Origin of the sequence: Bradyrhizobium sp. RDM12 (assembly GCF_051917485.1) — a bacterium.
Taxonomy (GTDB): domain Bacteria; phylum Pseudomonadota; class Alphaproteobacteria; order Rhizobiales; family Xanthobacteraceae; genus Bradyrhizobium.
Genome location: NZ_CM133064.1, coordinates 4,462,180 through 4,479,393, shown reverse-complemented (window position 1 = coordinate 4,479,393; position 17,214 = coordinate 4,462,180). Strand labels below are relative to the sequence as shown.

General features: G+C 63.3%; 14 protein-coding genes and 4 pseudogenes. 11 read left to right on the top strand and 7 right to left on the bottom strand.

Translation table 11 applies throughout. From position 1 onward, the window contains the following. Positions 1 to 15: 15 nt before the first annotated feature. On the top strand, positions 16 to 1,224 hold the full coding sequence (locus ACTGJ9_RS21800; RefSeq protein WP_456672787.1) for an ABC transporter substrate-binding protein: 1,209 nt from the start codon (positions 16 to 18) through the stop codon (positions 1,222 to 1,224). A 66-nt stretch (positions 1,225 to 1,290) separates the two neighbouring features. Here ACTGJ9_RS21800 and ACTGJ9_RS21795 read toward each other — a convergent pair whose 3' ends face one another. Beyond that, entirely contained in the window at positions 1,291 to 2,133 is an 843-nt protein-coding gene (locus tag ACTGJ9_RS21795) for a hypothetical protein (protein ID WP_456672786.1), read from the bottom strand. A gap of 266 nt (positions 2,134 to 2,399) precedes the next feature. Beyond that, the gene (locus ACTGJ9_RS21790; RefSeq protein WP_456672785.1) at positions 2,400 to 2,897 is read right to left on the bottom strand and encodes a ferritin-like domain-containing protein; all 498 of its coding nucleotides are present in this window, start codon (positions 2,895 to 2,897) and stop codon (positions 2,400 to 2,402) included. Between the two features lie 230 nt (positions 2,898 to 3,127). On the opposite strand from ACTGJ9_RS21790, the gene ACTGJ9_RS21785 reads away from it, so the two are divergent. The 4 genes and pseudogenes from ACTGJ9_RS21785 (at position 3,128) to ACTGJ9_RS21770 (ending at position 6,955) form a co-directional block, all read left to right on the top strand. Continuing rightward, complete coding sequence (locus tag ACTGJ9_RS21785; protein WP_456678584.1) at positions 3,128 to 3,637, top strand: NuoB/complex I 20 kDa subunit family protein; 510 nt, start codon at positions 3,128 to 3,130, stop codon at positions 3,635 to 3,637. Positions 3,638 to 3,821: 184 nt separating this feature from the next. After that, positions 3,822 to 4,702 (top strand): annotated as a pseudogene (locus ACTGJ9_RS21780) (IclR family transcriptional regulator). A 36-nt stretch (positions 4,703 to 4,738) separates the two neighbouring features. Beyond that, a complete protein-coding gene (locus tag ACTGJ9_RS21775) occupies positions 4,739 to 5,713 on the top strand; it encodes a Bug family tripartite tricarboxylate transporter substrate binding protein (protein WP_456672784.1) in 975 nt (324 codons plus the stop codon). An 18-nt stretch (positions 5,714 to 5,731) separates the two neighbouring features. After that, positions 5,732 to 6,955: an ABC transporter substrate-binding protein gene (locus ACTGJ9_RS21770; RefSeq protein WP_456672783.1), complete on the top strand. Its 1,224-nt coding sequence runs from the start codon at positions 5,732 to 5,734 to the stop codon at positions 6,953 to 6,955. A gap of 53 nt (positions 6,956 to 7,008) precedes the next feature. Here ACTGJ9_RS21770 and ACTGJ9_RS21765 read toward each other — a convergent pair whose 3' ends face one another. Next, positions 7,009 to 7,500 (bottom strand): SRPBCC family protein, encoded by a 492-nt coding sequence (locus ACTGJ9_RS21765; RefSeq protein ID WP_456672782.1) that lies wholly within the window; start codon positions 7,498 to 7,500, stop codon positions 7,009 to 7,011. 2 nt (positions 7,501 to 7,502) lie between these two features. After that, positions 7,503 to 7,919, bottom strand: coding sequence for an ArsR/SmtB family transcription factor (locus ACTGJ9_RS21760; RefSeq protein ID WP_456672781.1), 417 nt, complete (start codon positions 7,917 to 7,919; stop codon positions 7,503 to 7,505). Between the two features lie 282 nt (positions 7,920 to 8,201). Here ACTGJ9_RS21760 and ACTGJ9_RS21755 point away from each other — a divergent pair, with 282 nt between their 5' ends. Further along, positions 8,202 to 9,272 carry a serine hydrolase gene (locus tag ACTGJ9_RS21755; protein ID WP_456672780.1) on the top strand — a complete coding sequence of 357 codons (1,071 nt, stop codon included), beginning with the start codon at positions 8,202 to 8,204 and terminating at the stop codon, positions 9,270 to 9,272. A gap of 9 nt (positions 9,273 to 9,281) precedes the next feature. Here ACTGJ9_RS21755 and ACTGJ9_RS21750 read toward each other — a convergent pair. Continuing rightward, a pseudogene (locus ACTGJ9_RS21750) lies at positions 9,282 to 9,984 on the bottom strand (SDR family oxidoreductase). Positions 9,985 to 10,109: 125 nt separating this feature from the next. On the opposite strand from ACTGJ9_RS21750, the gene ACTGJ9_RS21745 reads away from it, so the two are divergent. Continuing rightward, entirely contained in the window at positions 10,110 to 10,952 is an 843-nt protein-coding gene (locus tag ACTGJ9_RS21745; RefSeq protein ID WP_456672779.1) for a GNAT family N-acetyltransferase, read from the top strand. A 155-nt stretch (positions 10,953 to 11,107) separates the two neighbouring features. Then, the gene (locus ACTGJ9_RS21740) at positions 11,108 to 11,422 is read left to right on the top strand and encodes a hypothetical protein (RefSeq protein ID WP_456672778.1); all 315 of its coding nucleotides are present in this window, start codon (positions 11,108 to 11,110) and stop codon (positions 11,420 to 11,422) included. A 13-nt stretch (positions 11,423 to 11,435) separates the two neighbouring features. Here ACTGJ9_RS21740 and ACTGJ9_RS21735 read toward each other — a convergent pair whose 3' ends face one another. Further along, positions 11,436 to 11,885, bottom strand: coding sequence for a hypothetical protein (locus ACTGJ9_RS21735; RefSeq protein WP_456672777.1), 450 nt, complete (start codon positions 11,883 to 11,885; stop codon positions 11,436 to 11,438). Between the two features lie 1,143 nt (positions 11,886 to 13,028). On the opposite strand from ACTGJ9_RS21735, the gene ACTGJ9_RS21730 reads away from it, so the two are divergent. Next, positions 13,029 to 14,885, top strand: a complete 1,857-nt coding sequence (locus tag ACTGJ9_RS21730; RefSeq protein WP_456672776.1) for an alkaline phosphatase family protein — start codon at positions 13,029 to 13,031, stop codon at positions 14,883 to 14,885. A gap of 40 nt (positions 14,886 to 14,925) precedes the next feature. Here ACTGJ9_RS21730 and ACTGJ9_RS21725 read toward each other — a convergent pair. After that, positions 14,926 to 15,503 (bottom strand): annotated as a pseudogene (locus tag ACTGJ9_RS21725) (hypothetical protein). Positions 15,504 to 15,894: 391 nt separating this feature from the next. On the opposite strand from ACTGJ9_RS21725, the pseudogene ACTGJ9_RS21720 reads away from it, so the two are divergent. Next, positions 15,895 to 16,553, top strand: a pseudogene (locus tag ACTGJ9_RS21720) (peroxiredoxin). Between the two features lie 311 nt (positions 16,554 to 16,864). Continuing rightward, complete coding sequence (locus ACTGJ9_RS21715; RefSeq protein WP_456672775.1) at positions 16,865 to 17,158, top strand: histone; 294 nt, start codon at positions 16,865 to 16,867, stop codon at positions 17,156 to 17,158. Positions 17,159 to 17,214 lie beyond the last annotated feature (56 nt).

Sequence of the window (17,214 nt, the reverse complement as noted above, 5' to 3'; positions counted from 1 at the left end):
GGATCGAGAGACATCATGGGCATCCATCGCAAGAGACTCACCGCTATCCTGCTGATCACGCTGTCGGTCGCAGGCGCTGCGCGCGCCGAGATCAAGGGCGACGCGATCCGAATCGGCGTCCTTACGGACATGAACGGCATCTTCGCAACTGCGATGGGCCCGGGCTCGGTCGAGGCGGCACGAATGGCGGCGGAAGAGTTCGGCGGCAAGATCGACGGCAAGCCGATCGAGATCTTGCAGGCCGACCACCAGAGCAAGCCGGACCTCGCGGCCTCGCTCGCGCGAAAATGGTTCAGCGACGGCGTCCAGGCGATCGCGGACGGCGGCAGCTCCGGCGCGGCGCTTGCCGTGCAGGAGCTCGTGCGCGGCAACGGAAAAATCTTCCTCGTCTCCGGCGCCGGCGCCAACCAGCTCACCGATGACGCCTGCGCGCCCAGCAGCGTGCAGTGGACCCAGGACGCCTATTCGACCGCGACCGCGGTGGTCTCCGGCATCATGCAGACCAGCAAGGAGCCGTGGTTCTTCATCACCGGCGACTATGCCTTCGGCCATTCGATCGAGGCGACCGCACGCGATCGCATCGCGGCGCTCGGCGGCAAGGTCGCCGGCAGCGTCAAGGCCCAGCTTGGCACGCCCGACTACTCATCGTTCCTGCTCCAGGCGCAGTCCTCGGGCGCCAAGATTCTCGCGATCAATGTCGCCGGCGACAACGCCACCGCGATCAAGCAGGCCGAGGAATTCGGCCTCGCCGACCAGGGCATGAAGATCGTGCCGATGTCATTCCAGAACGTCGATATCGCGGCCGTCGGCCTGAAGGCGACGCGCGGCGATCTCATTGTCACCTCGTTCTTCGAGGACGTTTCACTGGCGGCCCGAAAGTTCTCGGATGCGTTCTACGCGCGACGCAAGGCGATGCCGTCCCAGATCCAGGCGGGCGTCTATTCGGCGGTGCGGCACTATCTGCAAGCCGTGAAGGATTCCGACTCCGACGACGGCGCGACCGTGCTGACCAGGATGAAGGCGACGCCGGTGTCGGACGCCTACACGCCCAACGGCCGCATCCGCGAGGACCAGCGCATGGTGCATGATCTCTATCTGGTGCAGGTCAAGACGCCCGAGGAATCCAAGGGCCCGTGGGACTTCGTCAAGCTGGTCGCGACCATTCCGCCGGACCAGGCCTTCCGCCCGCTCGATCGCAGCAAGTGCAGCCTAGTTGGCAAGTAAAGCGTTTTCAAGCGAACTGGATACCCGTTCGCGTCAGGAAAACGCATGAAACAGTGGAGTCCGTCTTCAGGCGAGATAGCGCGTGAGATAACCTTCCATGGCGTAGAGCGCGCAGAGCGCGAGGCTCGACCACACGGCGGCGCTGAAATACAGAAACATCCAGGTCAGTTCGCCTTTCCAATGCGCGATGTCGTGGGTCACCACCCATCGCGTCGAGACGTCATGCAGGCCCTCGAGGAAGCCGAGGAACCTGCCACCTTCCTCGTGCCCTGCCCGCCAGCGGCTGAGGTACATGGGAACGTCGACGGTGACGAGGAAGGCGAGGAAGCAGGCGATGCCGACGATGCCGGCAATCAGCGCCCAGCGCACGGCCCCCTGAAATTCCGGCATCAGCCGGCACAGCGCGATGCCGGCAAGGAAGAAGGTCACCGCCCACAGCGAGTTCTCGATCGCGTTGAAGAGGAAGTTGGTGGTCACCACCGCATACCAGGAAAAACACTCCGCGATGATGATGATCGGCACGATCACCAGCGCGATGTTCACCGCGGTCGCTGCGCCGGTCATGTGACCGAGTTGATGCAGGATGATCGCCCATTGGGCGGCGAAGCAGACTTCGGCCACAGTTGCGACCGTGCGGCCGACGAACACGCTCGACAGCCAAGTGTCGAACAGGCAGATACGCTGCACGTCGGCGCGCGGCAGCACCGAGCGGAAAGCGCAGCCGAACACATACCCCGCACAGAGCAGGAACATCAGGCCGATATCCGAACCGCCACCGACGCTGCCGGCAATGGTCGGATAGAACTCGCGGTACAGCATGAACCAGACGAGAATGTTGGCAGCGCTGACCAGCGTCAGGGATCCCCACCACCACGCAAGGGGATTTGACCGCGCCTGCCACTGCAACATGAATCGCTCCGCTGTAATCGATATGACATCCAACGGTAGCAATCCTGTCATAAGTCAGCAGCACGACGCGACAAAAATCTGCGTGACGAAACTGTCATAATTCGCAATCGGCTCAGCAAGGGGCGGATCCGAATGACTGCGCTCACCGCCCCTCGGCGCGACGGGCCCTCTATCGCTCCTGCCGGTGTGGCGAGGCATCCGGCCGAGGCGTAAAAAACCACCGGCGCTGTAGCACGCCGGTGGCTCGATATCGCGAGGGTGCCGAATTACGCCGCGTGGCGCTGGTGACTCAGGAACTCCATCGTCACCTTCTCGACATTGGAGTCGATCCAGGAGGCCATACGCTGCTCCTCCTTCAGCGACGTCTCGAGCGGTTCCTTGGCTTCCGCCACGCCGGCGGCGCCGCACAAGGCGAGCAGAGACTTGTAGGCGGCGATCTCGAAATTTTCGAAGGCGTTGTTGGCGAAGGTGTTCTTGAGGATCTCGTCGCCGGCGACCGAATGCGTCATCGCCTGCATGTTGGCCATCATCGACTGCGTCGTATCCTTGAGGCTGGATGTGCTCTCGCCACAGCCTTCGAGACACCTCTCCAGCCGCTTCAATTGCTCGTTGGTTTCCTGCAGGTGAGCAGCGACCTTCGCCTTCACCTCCGGATAATCGTCCAGCCGTTCCGACTGGCGCTCCATCAATTCCCGCGCCTGCACCTCCATCGCATGCGCATTGCGTAGTCCAACCACGAACGTATCGCGGGCTGCGTTAGCCATCTCTGTCCTCCATCTGACTGGCCTCGTTGCCGCAAACTGCGTCCTGCTGGCGATCGTTCCTAATCGGGCCCGGCCGATGCCACAGCACTCTGGACCACTCCGGCAAATGTTCCGGCCCAGCGATAGCGGAACGCCAAACAGGTCCCGGCGCGGAAACGCCGGGCTCCACCCGCGGTTGCGATTTACGGCGAAGTTGTGGACCCCCAACTCACGGAAACAACGCCCTGATGATCGATGGTTCTCCACGTTCCGGCAATCTGTCGACCCCGCGTCCGAGACAAGGACCGCCCGACAACTCATCCGACCCCTACTTCATGCAGATCCGCGATGACCTCGCAGACAAAGGTTTCTTCACCGCCACCGCCGAGGAATTGATTACGTGGGCCCGGACCGGATCGCTGATGTGGATGACATTTGGTCTGGCATGCTGCGCCATCGAGATGATGCAGATGTCCATGCCCCGCTATGATGCCGAACGGTTCGGCTTCGCGCCTCGGGCTTCGCCGCGGCAGTCCGACGTGATCATCGTCGCGGGCACCCTGACGAACAAGTTGGCCGCCGCGTTCCGCAAGATCTACGACCAGATGCCCGAGCCGCGCTATGTGATCTCGATGGGATCCTGCGCCAATGGCGGCGGCTATTATCACTTTTCCTATTCCCTCGTGCGCGGCTGCGACCGCGTGGTGCCGGTCGACATCTATGTCCCCGGTTGCCCGCCGACCGCGGAGGCGCTGCTCTAGGGCGTATTGCTGCTCCAAAAGGAAAATACGGCGGACAAGCACGATCGAACGATAGAGATGACGTTCTGTGTGCGGCGAGATTTCCGTGCATGTTTTACTCGCCTGCTGTCCGCATAGTGGACCAATATCCGGTGCTGACCGAATTTATTGGACAAAACACCTTCGCCGGGTTCACTAATCTCGCATGGCTCGAACTGCGTCCAAACCACCTTCCATACCCTCGTCCGCAGCCGCAGTGCTGGCTTCGAGCGCAGATGACGCCGCGTTCGCAACGACGCTGGCAAAAGGCCTCGTGGTGCTCGAAGCCTTCAAGGCCGGAACGACTCGGCTCGGCAACATGGAGCTGTCGACGCTAACAGGGATTCCACGGCCGACGGTGGCGCGGCTGACGCACACGCTCGCCGAGCTCGGCTACCTCCGCTACGATCCGAGCGCACCAAATATCGCGTTGGCGCGCGCGTCCTGCGGATGGCCCATCCGCTGCTAGCCGACCTGCAATTCCGCCAGATCGCGCGTCCGATGATGCAGGAGCTGGCGCAGAGCGTGCGCGGCACGGTCTCGATCGGCCTGCTCGACGGCACATCGATGATCTATGTCGAGACCGCGCGCTCAGGGGACGTTGGCCCGCACGCTCCCGACATTGGCATGCCCATTCCAGTCGTAATGACCGCGATGGGCCGCGCCGCGGCAGCGACCCTGGCGCCGGCCGATGCAGCGCTGCTCGAAGAGCGCATTGCGACCGAGGATACCGAACTGTGGTCGGCCTTTTGCGACAGGTACCGCGCCGGCCTCGCGCAATGCGTCGGCCGCGGCTTCTGCACCTGCTGGGGCGAGTACATGGCCTCGATACACGCTGTCGCGGCGCCCTTGTTTCACTTCGGTGAGACGAAGCAGTCATTCTCGATCAATTGCGGCATCCCGGCATTCCGGCTCCAGTCCGGCCAGTTGGAGAGCGAAATCGGCCCGCGCATCGCAGCGCTCGCCGACAGCATCCGCGCTACCGTTGGCGCGGCCCAGCCGGCGGCCGAAACGAATAAGCAAAACAAGAAGAGGGCCAGGAGATGAACAAGACCGCTGGCACTCCAGCACCGGGAGGCCGTCATGACCATCACACGCCGAACATTGCTGGGCACCCTCGCCCTGTCACTGCCAACACTTCCATTCTGCGCGCGCGCTGAGGAGTCCTGGCCCTCGCACCTGGTGCGGCTGATCTCGCCTTACGGCCCCGGCGGCTCCAACGACATCTCGCTGCGGCTGCTCGCTGAGGAGTTCAGCCGCAACCTGCGTCAGCAGTTCATCGTCGAGAACAAGCCGGGCGCCGGCACGCGCATCGCCAATGATACCGTGGCGCATGCGCCGGGAGACGGCTACACCATTCTCTATGTCGCGGCACCCTATGCGACCGCCGAAGCGCTGTTCGGCAAGCTGACCTACGATCGCACGGATCTTCAGCCCGTAGCCATGGCAGTGGTCGCGCCGTTGTTCCTGATCATCAGTGCAGACGCGCCCTTCAAGACACTGCTGGAACTCATTGCCTACGGCAAATCCAAACCGGACGGCCTGACCTTCGCCTCGCCCGGAGCCGGCTCGCAGCCGCATCTTGCCGGCGAGTTGCTGTTCCGGGACGCCGGCGTCAAGGGTCTCAACATTCCGTTCCGCGGTGACGCGGCTTCCTACACGGAACTGCTCGCCGGTCGCGTCGATGCCACGCTGACAGCACTGCCGACGGCGCTGCCCTACATCCAGAGCGGCAAGTTCATCGTGCTCGGAGTTGCCTCTCATGAGCGTAGCACGCTCTACCCGCAGGCACCGACACTGCGTGAACAGGGTTTTGCCAACGTGGCCGCCGCAGGCTGGTACGGCTTCATGGCGCCGTCAACGACGCCGCGCGCTATCGTCGACAAGCTCCAGGCCGAAGTTTTGCGCGCGCTCGCCGAGCCCGCAATCAAGGACAAGCTGACTGCCCAAGGCCTCGAAGTGCGTGCCGGCACCGGGGCCGAGTTTGGCCGGTTCATCGACGACGAGACAAAAAAGTGGACGGGGCTGATCCGCGAGGCGGGCCTCAAGGGCGAGTGAGAATCACAGAGGATGGACATGACGAACGCTCTTTTCAAGCTTGCCCCGGCCTCAGCACTGGTCGTCGCGCTGTCGATCCCGGCCGCGCAGGCACAGAAGAAATACGATCCCGGCGCCTCCGATACCCAGATCAAGGTCGGCCAGACCGTCCCACTCAGCGGTCCGGCCTCCGCCTATGCCGTGATCGGCAAGACGCAGGCGGCCTACATGAAGATGATCAACGACCAGGGCGGTGTGAACGGACGCAAGATCGATCTTATCCAGTACGACGACGCCTATTCTCCGCCAAAGACGGTTGAGCAGACCCGCAGGCTCGTCGAGAGCGACGAGGTGCTGCTGACGTTCCAGATCATCGGCACTGCGCCGAACGTCGCCGTGCAAAAATACCTCAATGCCAAGAAAGTGCCGCAGCTCTTCGCCGCGACGGGCGCGGCGCGCTTCACAGACCCGAAGAACTTTCCGTGGACCATGGGCTTCAACCCATCCTATCTCGTTGAGGGCCGCATCTATGCGCAATATCTCCTGAAAAACTATCCGGACGCCAGGATCGGCGTGCTCTACCAGAACGACGACCTCGGCAAGGACTATCTCGCCGGCCTCAGAGCCGGTCTCGGCGACAAGGCGGCGAAGATGGTCGTCGCCGAAACGTCCTACGAGATCACCGAACCGACCATCGACTCTCAGATCCTGCGGCTGAAGGACGCCGGCGCCGACGTGCTGTTCAGCGCCACGACACCGAAACAGGCGGCGCAGGCGATCAAGAAGGTCGCCGAGATCGGCTGGAAGCCGCTGCACATTATCGACATCAATGCCTCCTCGGTCAGCGCGGTGCTGAAACCCGCCGGACTCGACAACACCAAGGGCGTCGTCAGCGTCGGCTATGTCAAGGATTCCGCCGATCCCGAATGGAAAGACGATCCCGGAATGAAGCGCTATCTCGCCTTCATGGCCAACTACTATCCTGACGGCGACAAGGATTCCAACCTGAACGTCTATGGCTATATCACCACGCAGCTCCTGGTGCAGGTGCTCAAGCAATGCGGCGACGATCTCACCCGCGAGAATGTGATGCGCCAGGCAGCCAGCCTGAAGAACATCGAACTCGACCTGACGCTGCCGGGCATCTCAGTGACGACGTCACCGACCGACTACCGCGTCAACAAGCAGTTCCAGATGGTGCAGTTCGACGGTCAGCGCTGGCAGAAGCTCGGCGGCATCGTCACCGACGAAGCGAAGGAGTGAGGGAGCCCACGAGGAAGCTCCCCTCCCGCTGCGGAATGGCCCCACTTGCAATCTTACGTCTTCATCCCGCCCACGTAAGCCGCCAGCTTGTCCAGCGTCTGGTAGCCGTACTCGACGGCGCCGAAGCCGATCATGCCGTCGCGCTGCTCGGTGCTCGCTGCCAGCTGCCGCATCATCAGCACGGTCTTGCCGTTGCTCTGCTCGGCAAAAGTGATGGTGAAGCGGAACATGCCGGGGTCATCGTCCTGGTCGACGCCGTGGTCCATCTCCATGAATGACGGCCGCTCGATGCGGCGGAAGCGCATGCGGTTCGGATAGACGGTGCCGTCGGGACCGATCATGTTGAAGCGCCAGACGCCGCCGACGCGCACGTCGATCTCGAAAGTCTCGATCTTGAATCCCTTCGGCCCGAACCATTGCGGCAGGTGCTTTGGGTCGGACCAGGCCTCGAACACCAGATCGCGCGGCGCGTCGATCACGCGCGACATCACGATCTCGCGGTCCATCGACCATTGCGACAGGGCAGCATTGGCAGAACTCGTCATCGTCAGGCACCTTTCCGTTTGCTTGTCTTGTTGGTGGTCTTGCCGGTTGTCTTGCCGGTCGTCTTAGGCGGCCGCCTGGCGGTCACCCTCTCCTTCTTGAGCTTCATCACGTAAGCCTCGAACCGGTCGAGCCGCGCCTCCCAGATCGCGCGCTGGTGCTGGAACCAGTCTTCCGCACTGAGGAGCGCGTCCGGAGTGAGGCGGCAGGTGCGCACGCGGCCGGACTTCTCAGACTGCACGAGTCCGCTCAGCTCCAGGACGTGGATGTGCTTCATGAAGCTCGGCAGCGCCATCTCGAAGGGCTCGGCGAGCTCGCCGACGGAGGCCTCGCCGGCGCACAGCCGCATCACGATCGCCCGCCGCGTGGGGTCGGCGAGCGCCGCAAAAACCTGGTCGAGATGGGATAATTGGTTAGCCATGGAGCTAACTATAAGCCTGCCGCGATCCGGCGTCAATGATTGTTAGCTCATAAGCTAAGTTTTTCGCGTGACCGCGATGTGGAACCCGGAGCGCGCAATTGTGACTTGGGACAGCGGGCGCTTCCCGCTAGAAGATTCCCCGGGGGCACACACACATATCATCCGGATCACGTGCTGCCTGTTGTCATCTCACCGCAAATCACCCGGCGAACCGTCGCACGCGCCGCGCTCGCTCCTCTTGCGATCGCGCTCTGGCCGCGTCGCGCATCTGCGGACTCCGACATGATCGCGCAGATGCGCGACATCGTTGCGGCGGAACTCGCGCCGACCGCAACGCCGGACCATCCCGGCGGCCTCGCAGCCGCGCTATACGCCGGCCGCCATATCGAATTCTTCAACTACGGCTTCGCAGACGGCGTCACCAAGCGGCCGGTCACGCCGGACACGCTGTTCAACCTCGCCTCCTTGCGAAAACCGTTCGAGGCGACGCTGGTCGCACTCGGCGCGCTCCGCGGTGAGCTGCAGCTCGACGATCCCCTGCCGAAATATCTGCCGGAGCTCGACGGCGACTATATCCGCCGTGTCACCGTCGGCGAGCTCGTCACGCACACCTCGGGATTGCTGCTGCCGACCGATCACCCGCCCTGGCCGAACGAATCCTACTCGCAGACGCAATTCATCGCGATGCTCAACGCCTGGACACCGCCCGCCGGCGTCGCGCCCGGCAAGCAGCGCATCTACAGTCATGCCGGCTACGTCCTCCTTAAGCTCGTGCTCGAGCGCTGCTATCACACGCCGATCGCCGGACTGATCGAGAGCCGGGTGCTCACGCCGCTCGGCATGCAAGACACGTACATTCCCGAATGCGGAGTGGACAGCCGCGCGATCATGGATGCCGCCTCGATGCGGCGCGTCGCGCAGGGCTATTCCGACCAGGGCAGCGCGATCGGTCCGATTGGCGACCAGCAGAGCTATTTCGACTTCCCCGGCACCGGCCAAATGTTCTCGTCCGCGCGGGATCTTGCGACCTTCGTTGCGGCGGCCGTCGACGGCCGTTCGATCGATCCGCACCTGCGCGAAGCGCTGCGCATGACACAGCGCGAACGTTTCCACATCGACCAAAGGTTCGGGCAGGCCACGTTCGGCCAGGCCATGGCCTGGGAGACCGTGCACCTTCCCGGCGTCACCGTCGTCGACAAGCCGGGCGGCCTCAACAACGCGTCAGGTTATATCGGTCTCGTACCGGCCCACCGGATCGGCATTGTGCTGCTCGCCAATCGCGGCGAATATCCGCACGAGATTGCCCGCTACAAGATCCTTGCCGCGCTGGCGCGCCTGCTGGCGTCGCACTGAGACGCTGCCTCAGACCGAGCGCGTCAGCCCGCCGTCGACGCGGATGTTCTGGCCGGTGATATAGGCGGCGCCGTCAGATGCGAGGAACGACACCGTCGCCGCGATCTCCTCGACCTTGCCGTAGCGCTTCAGCGGCACACTCGCGGCGCGCATCGAGCTGCGGCAGGCTGTCGATCCAGCCCGGCAGCACGTTGTTCATGCGGATGTTGTCGGCCGCGTGGGTGTCGGTGAAAATCTTGGTGAAAGCCGCCAGGCCTGCGCGGAACACCGCCGAGGTCGGGAACATCGCGCTCGGCTCGAACGCCCAGGCGGTCGAGATATTGATGATGGCGCCGCCCTTCTGCGCCTGCATTGCCGGCATCACCAGCCGGGTCGGACGGATCACGTTCAGCAAATAGGTGTCGAGGCCGAGGTGCCACTGCTCATCGGTAATCTCCGTGATGGCCGCGCGCGGGCCGTGTCCGGCGCTGTTGACGAGCACGTCGATGCGTCCCCACTTTGCCAGCGCGTCGTCGACGAGGCGCTTCAGGTCGTCGTTGGATTTGTTCGAGCCGGTCACGCCGAACCCGCCGAGCTCGGCGGCGAGCGCCTCACCCTTGCCGGAGGACGACAGGACGCCCACGCGAAAGCCGTCGGCTGCGAGCCGCCGCGCGGCCCCTGCCCCCATGCCGCTGCCGCCTGCGGTGACGAGTGCGACCTTCTCTGCTGCCATGACCGAGCATCCCTGTGATAGCGTTGAGGCGAACCGACGGCTCAGCCTGTCATCGGGCCTTCTACAACCAGACTTGCCCGCAAACCAGACTTGCTAACAAGCCGATCGCCACGAGGCACCACGACATGAGCGATTTGCAGATCCGCCATTTGGGCCCTGAGGAGATCTCCATCGCGATCGACTGGGCCGCGGCCGAGGGCTGGAATCCCGGCTTGCACGACGCCGCGTGCTTCGCAATCCCGGACGCGAACGGCTTCTTGGTCGGCGAGATCGACGGCGAGCCCGTCGCAACCGTCTCCTGTGTCAATTACGACGACCGTTTCGCCTTCCTCGGATTCTACATCGTGCGCGCAGGCTTTCGCGGCAGAGGCCACGGCCTGCGCATCTGGAATGCTGCGATGGCGCATGCGGGCTCGCGCGTGATCGGCCTCGACGGTGTCGTCGCACAACAGGACAATTACAGGAAATCCGGCTTCCAGCTGGCTTACGCCAATATCCGCTATGGCGGCGCCATCACCGCACCACAGAGGGCGCGGGCCGACGTCGTTGCGCTCGGCACGATCCCGTTTGCGCTTGTGGAAGCCGATGACGCCACCGTCTTCCCCGCTCGGCGCGGCGCCTTCCTGCGCGCCTGGGTCGACACGCCCGGCCACGCCGGCCGTGCGCTGCTGCGCGGCGGCAGGCTCGCCGCATGGGGCGTGATCCGGCCATGCCGGATCGGCCGCAAGATCGGCCCGCTGGTAGCCGATGACCGCGCCGCCGCGGACGCCATCGTGCAGGCTTTGCTGGCCAGTCCCGGAAGCAACGAGATTGTGCTCGACATCCCCGCGGTGAACCGCGAAGGTATTGCACTGGCGGAATCCCTTGGCCTGAAGCCGACATTCGAAACGGCGCGAATGTACACTGGACCCGTCCCGTCACAGCGGCTCGACCGCGTGTTCGGCGTAACCAGTTTTGAACTCGGCTAGTATCGCCTCTTAATTTTGGCCCATACCGGCCTGAATTTGTAATCTGTTTCACGTCCCCGCTGCGGCGCGGCGTGTATTCGTGCTCGATCCGCCGATTTTCCCGGACGGCTCGATCACTATTTTTCTGATTATCATATTTCATTCGCGAGGATTTCATGACCGAAACCAGAAGCAAGTCTCGCCCTTCTCAGCATACGGCCGACGACCTGCCGCGCCTTGGAATTGGGGCTGCGTTGCTGCTCGCCGTTGTGGCGGCCTTCGCCCTTCACGTGCTCGTCTCGGCTCCCACGCTGCGCCAGGCCGCCGAGGCGGAGCTCGTGCGCGTCATTGCCGACGAGGATCGGGATGTCTGCGGTCAGTTCGAGCTGCGCCCCGGGACGACCTCCTTTGCGGCTTGCAGCCGCGAACTCGCGAGCGTCAGGCAGAAACAATCCGACCGCGACCGGGCAGCCGCGGCAGGAACCTTGTAGTGAGTTGGACTGCTCAGTAGCAGCGCATGATATTGACGGTGTGCTCGCCGCCACCGCGGCCGGGCACCGTCACGGATTCCGTCGGACAGCTCGGCACATAGGGCCGATCGGACGGCACGACGTTCGGCGGGAAGCGATGCGCCCAGTCCCAGGGAACGTCGTAGGTGTAGGTATAGCGAACGTCACTGCTGACGGGCTGTCCGGCATCGGCGAACGGTTCGCTGTAGCTTGCGCCGTCGTTGAAGAACCCGCCGCCACCGGGCCAGTAGACAAAGGAATTGTTGCGCCCGCGGAAGCGCGCGCCCGGCGCGATTGGCGGACGTATTGCGGCCGACGGTGCGGCAGCGCTCACCATGCCATGCGGGGCGGCGCCACCCGGTCGTGCAAAACTGTCGCTGGAGGCAAGGAGCAGCGCGGCTGCGCTGAGCGAGGCGAGCAAGGCCCCATTTGACATGGACATCATGATACGCACCAACTCGTTGGCTTCGCGGATAGCGGCTCCCCACCGCACGCTAGGCCGGGCTGTCGCCCACCCGCAAACGTATAATTAATTGTTGGTTAAGGCAGGGGGTTAACAGGGAACCGGGTGCGGCCGAACGCCCCGGAATTTGGCGACCGTAGCCCGGAGCGCGGCGATACCCGGGGCCGCCGCGTTCGCATGGATGGAATCCCGGATTTCGCTGCAGCGCAATCCGGATTACAAGATTGCAAGAACTTGCGCGGTCCGACGGGCAAAACACGCTAGGCGTGGGGCAACCCGCATCGTCGAAAATATTCCACTTTACCGAAATTCGGAAACGACGTATGTATCGACCCGTTCCGGCCCAAGGAAGAGGGGCGTACCCAAGGAAGAGGGGCGTATCGCGATCGTCACGAACGCGGGCCGGGCGGCGGTGGACGCAGGCCACATCGGCGCGAAGGGTTTTGCAGGGCGGGCAACGGTGAGCAAAAGCGTCGCGCACACGACCGGTGTGATCTGCGTACGGCCAAATCGTGTGGTCCTGACGCCCGGGGTCTGTGCGTCAAGTCTCGCAGTGATGCGTGCGGCCCGACCGGGTTCGCGCACCGATCAGCCGCGAGGCGACGGGGGCAATAGTGCATCGCTCCCCGGGGAGAGCACGACATAGGCCGTTCCAACCATCCGCGCAGGGAAGGCCGGGATGCCTCCGGCTGCCCTGTTACCCGCTGTGCAGTGTAGCGCAATCTACTCATGGCATAGCGGTCAATGGGCGCCAGCCGGCTCCCGGCCTTCCTGCGCCCTCTTTCAAATGAGGGTGAGGCGAGAGAGCAAAGCTCGGGCGAATGCGCCGCGAGGATGCGAACTCATGTCGATATTTCAAAGACTGTCTCGTACCCCGGACGCTGCGCAGCACGAAATGATGCGCTGCAGAGCCGGGGCCCATGCGTCAGCAAGCCGTGTAGCTTCCTGGGTCCCGGCTCTGCGCAGCAACGCTAAGAGGCGTTGCAGCGCGTCCGGGACACGAACCCACCCAGCAATCTTCTGTGCGCTTTCGCTCTTGTAACAAAACCGTCACACAGCAAAACTAAACGACTGGCCGGGGGCCGCGGTTTGGCGGCCAAGCCGCCTCACCGCTAGGAGATCTTGATGCGCCGTTCACTGGTGTTGCTGTCAGCCGGACTGACAGTGCTTTCCACCGGATTTGCCTCCGCCCAGAACAACACGCCCCGCAACCTGATCCTGTTCATCCCCGACGGGCTGCGTGCACTGAAGATCACCCCCGAGACCGCGCCGGCGATGGCCGAGGTCCGCGACAAGGGCGTCAATTTCAAGAACTCGCACTCGCTGTTCCCGACTTTCACCATGGCCAACGGCTCGGCGATGTCGACCGGCCATTATCTCGGCGACACCGGCGTGTTCTCCAACACGATCTGGACCAACTACACCTCGGTGCCCGCCGGTGACACCGTGGTGCCCTTCATCGAGAACGACGCCGTGCTCGGCGACATCGACGAGCACTTCAAGGGCGACTATCTCAATGAAGAGACCGTGTTGAAGATGGCGCGCGACAAGGGCTTCAGCACTGCCGCGCTGGGCAAGCATGGTCCGAGCTATCAGTGGGACCACACCGATCATCCCGACAAGCCCGGCCTGCATTCGGTCGTGTTCGACGACGCCACCGGCACCAAGAATGGCGTACCGCTGTCGGACGAGGTGAAAGCGGCGTTGACCAAGGCGGGCCTTGCCCTCGCCGCTCCGTCGCGCGGCGACAATGCCAAGGCCGGCGATGCCAAGACGCCCGGCACCACCGTCGCCAACGTCGCCCAGCAGGCTTATTTCGCCGATGTCGCCACCAAGGTGCTGCTGCCGATGTTCAAGTCACGCAACAAGCCGTTCGTCCTCGTTTTCTGGTCGCGCGATCCCGATGGCAGTCAGCACAACACCGGCGACAGCCTGAACCGGATCCTGCCGGGCATCAACGGGCCGACCTCGATGGCCGGTATCAAGAACGCCGACAACAACCTCGCCCAGCTCCGCAAGGCACTCGACGAGCTTGGCCTTTCCGCCACCACCAACATCATGGTCCAGGCCGACCACGGCTTCTCGACCATCTCGAAGGAAAGCAAGACCAGCCCCTCGGCCAGGCTCAGCTCCGACGACACGCCCAAAGACTTTTTGCCGATGGGCTTCCTGGCGATCGACCTTGCGAAAGCGCTCGACCTGCCGTTGTTCGACCCCAACGACAAGAACGCCGCCGTCAGCGGCAACGCCCACCCGAAGGCCGGCAACGGCGTGCTCGGCAAGGATCCAACCAAGCCCGACCTCGTCATCGCCACCAATGGCGGTTCGGACCTGATCTACCTGCCGAATAAGGACAAGAAGCTGGCAGCCAAGACCATCAAGGCGTTGATGGAGCAGGACTACGTCTCCGGCGTGTTCGTCGACGACCAGCTCGGCCGCTTCCCCGGCACCCTGCCGCTGTCGCGCGTCAACCTGCGCGGCAAGGCGGCAACGCCGACACCGGCGATCGTGGTCAACTTCCGCTCCTATGCCAGCGAGTGCGGCGAGGCGCCGACCAACTGCTCGGTGCAGGTGGCCGACACCGTGCTGCGCCAGGGCCAAGGCATGCACGGCAGCTTCAGCCGCGGCGACACATACAACTTCATGGCGGCGATCGGTCCGGACTTCAAAGCCGGCTTCGTCGATGAGCTCCCGGTCAGCAATGCCGACGTCGGCATGACTGCGGCTCAGCTCCTCGGCCTGCGCGGCTCGCAGAATGGCGGCCTAGTCGGCCGGGTCATGTCGGAGGCGCTGCCCAACGGCCTCGTGCCGAAGGCGTTCAGGGCGGTGGAGAAGTCGAAGAAAAAGTCCGAGAACGGTCTCGAGACCGTGCTCAACGTCCAGCGCGTCGGCAGCCAGCGCTATTTCGACGCTGCCGGCTTCCCCGGCCGCACGCTCGGCCTCGAGCCTGACGCCGGCAAACAAAAAACGGCGGGGAAATAACCTCGCCGCTTTCTCTCGCCCTTATGAAGAGGTGCGAAAATTACATGCCGATGTCGAACACGTTCGGCAATTGGCCCGCCAGAGCAGTGCGGTGGCGCCCAGGAAGGTCGCCACCATCGCCATCAGGCGACGGTTGTTGTGGCGCTTGCCGCGCATCTGGCCGGCGATCCACTCCAGCATCTCGCTGTTGACCTTCGAGGCATAGGCCGGGGCCCAACTCTCGATATCCTGCGCCAGCGCGACGTTGCGCGGCGGCACCTTCAGGCCAGAGGCGCTCGCGGCGTAATGGGCCACGGCCTTGGCGAGCAGATCGTCGAACCGGCCATCATCGTTGCGCTCGGTCGCGGCCTCGTTGATCTCGAACAGCGCCTCGGCTTCGGCGCGGCTGACCGGCTGGTCGTTGACGGCGGTCGCGGTCAGGATACGGGCGCACCAGGCTGCGTCATCGGCATCGAGCGAGCGGGAAAAGTGCACCCGGCCCTTGGTGGTCGGGCCTTCGCCGGTGATCACGCCGTCGCGCACCACGGAGAGCGCATGGGCCGCGGTATCGCGACAGGACGGCTCGAGGGACGGCGACTCGACGGACTTTTCAACGGACTTGGGCAGTGCGGCGGACATAGTTCACTTCCAGATTTCTTCTGATCGACCAGCATTTTCATGCGGGCGTAAAGGGGCGGTTAACGATTCGATATGGGGATCGCGACTTTTCTCAATGGTTGCCGATTAGTCGCTATGAGGACCGTTTCGGTTCCGGAGAGCGTCGGGCGAGCGTGATGCGAGTCATAAAAGGCTTTATCGGGGCAATCCAGCCCGGTCAGCCCCGGAGGAGATCTTTCGCCGCAGTCGCCCCTCTAACAGAAAGGTGCTAGGAAATCGGCCCTTCAGAGAAAGAATTCACATTTTACTTGAAGCGGTTCACTTGGCGTTCACTTGAGGTCGCCGAGAGCCTATAATGACGCTGACGGCAAGATATAAATTACAAGCGAATTCAATGAGATGAGGTAGAACCATGACACTTCCGATCGGCACCACCGCGCCCGACTTCGAAGCCGAGACCACCGAAGGGAAGATCAAGTTCCACGACTGGATCGGCAACAGCTGGGCCCTGCTGTTCTCGCACCCGAAGGACTTCACGCCGGTTTGCACCACCGAACTCGGCGCTCTCGCCAAGTTGAAGCCGGAATTCGACAAGCGCGGCGTCAAGCTGATCGGCCTCTCCGTCGACCCGGTCGATCGCCATTCGAAGTGGTCGGAGGACATCAAGGAGACCCAGGGTGCCGCTCGAACTACCCGATGATCGGCGACACCGATTTCAACGTCTCCAAGCTCTACGGCATGCTCCCAGCCTCGACCTCGGGCGATCCCCTCACCCGCACGCCGGCCGACAACCAGACCGTCCGCAACGTCTTCATCATCGGACCGGACAAGAAGATCAAGCTGGTGCTGGTCTATCCGATGACCACCGGCCGGAATTTTCAGGAAATCCTGCGCGTGATCGATTCGCTCCAGCTCACCGCCAAGCATCGCGTCGCGACGCCGGCCGACTGGTCGCAGGGCGACGACGTCATCATCGCGGGTTCGGTCTCCAACGACGAGGCCAAAACCATGTACCCGCAGGGCTGGAAGGAACCGAAGCCCTACATCCGGATCGTGCCGCAGCCGAAGTGAACGGCTGCGGCTGCGCCAGCAACCGCTGATCATCCCGGGATCGTCCGAACAACGAGAGCCGGGATATCGAGATTGTCAGGTGCGCAAGCGCGCACCTGAGTTCGGTCCTACGGACCGCCCCGGACTGACCGCGTCAGGTCACAGGATCCGCATCAACAGACCCGCGGTCGACGACACTGCGCAACCGATCGTCGATTATGGCAAGGGACGCGAGCGTGCGCTCGCCGCTTCCCCAAAGGTTGAGCGTTGCTTTGACACAATTTTGAAACCGGCTATCGTCATCGCTCCATGCAAACCGTGGGGGACACGATATGGACGACGAGAAGCCGATCACCGAGCAGGCGATGGAGACGATCACCAACGCCGTGGAAGCGACCAAGGACGCCGCAGTCACCGCCGTGAAGAAGGTGAAGAAGGCCGCGAAGAAAATCGCGCCGAAGAAGGTTTCCAAGAAGAAGGCCAAAAAGGCAGCCAAGAAGTCGTCGAAAAAGGCAAAGAAGTCCGTGAAGAAGGCCGTCAAGAAAACAGCCAAGAAAACAACCAAGCAAACCACCAAGAAAAACGCGAAGAAGGCTGCCAAGAAGAAAAAGAAGGCCAAGCGCTGATCGGAGTGAGCGCAAGTCTCCGGGTACGGGTGCGCCCGGAGATCTCCTCCACAGGC

Coding starts and splice junctions, on each gene's coding strand:
- ACTGJ9_RS21800 (WP_456672787.1), top strand. CDS start 16: ATGGGCATCCATCGCAAGAGACTCACCGCTATCCTGCTGATCACGCTG.
- ACTGJ9_RS21795 (WP_456672786.1), bottom strand. CDS start 2,133: ATGTTGCAGTGGCAGGCGCGGTCAAATCCCCTTGCGTGGTGGTGGGGA.
- ACTGJ9_RS21790 (WP_456672785.1), bottom strand. CDS start 2,897: ATGGCTAACGCAGCCCGCGATACGTTCGTGGTTGGACTACGCAATGCG.
- ACTGJ9_RS21775 (WP_456672784.1), top strand. CDS start 4,739: ATGACCATCACACGCCGAACATTGCTGGGCACCCTCGCCCTGTCACTG.
- ACTGJ9_RS21770 (WP_456672783.1), top strand. CDS start 5,732: ATGACGAACGCTCTTTTCAAGCTTGCCCCGGCCTCAGCACTGGTCGTC.
- ACTGJ9_RS21765 (WP_456672782.1), bottom strand. CDS start 7,500: ATGACGAGTTCTGCCAATGCTGCCCTGTCGCAATGGTCGATGGACCGC.
- ACTGJ9_RS21760 (WP_456672781.1), bottom strand. CDS start 7,919: ATGGCTAACCAATTATCCCATCTCGACCAGGTTTTTGCGGCGCTCGCC.
- ACTGJ9_RS21755 (WP_456672780.1), top strand. CDS start 8,202: ATGATCGCGCAGATGCGCGACATCGTTGCGGCGGAACTCGCGCCGACC.
- ACTGJ9_RS21745 (WP_456672779.1), top strand. CDS start 10,110: ATGAGCGATTTGCAGATCCGCCATTTGGGCCCTGAGGAGATCTCCATC.
- ACTGJ9_RS21740 (WP_456672778.1), top strand. CDS start 11,108: ATGACCGAAACCAGAAGCAAGTCTCGCCCTTCTCAGCATACGGCCGAC.
- ACTGJ9_RS21735 (WP_456672777.1), bottom strand. CDS start 11,885: ATGATGTCCATGTCAAATGGGGCCTTGCTCGCCTCGCTCAGCGCAGCC.
- ACTGJ9_RS21730 (WP_456672776.1), top strand. CDS start 13,029: ATGCGCCGTTCACTGGTGTTGCTGTCAGCCGGACTGACAGTGCTTTCC.
- ACTGJ9_RS21715 (WP_456672775.1), top strand. CDS start 16,865: ATGGACGACGAGAAGCCGATCACCGAGCAGGCGATGGAGACGATCACC.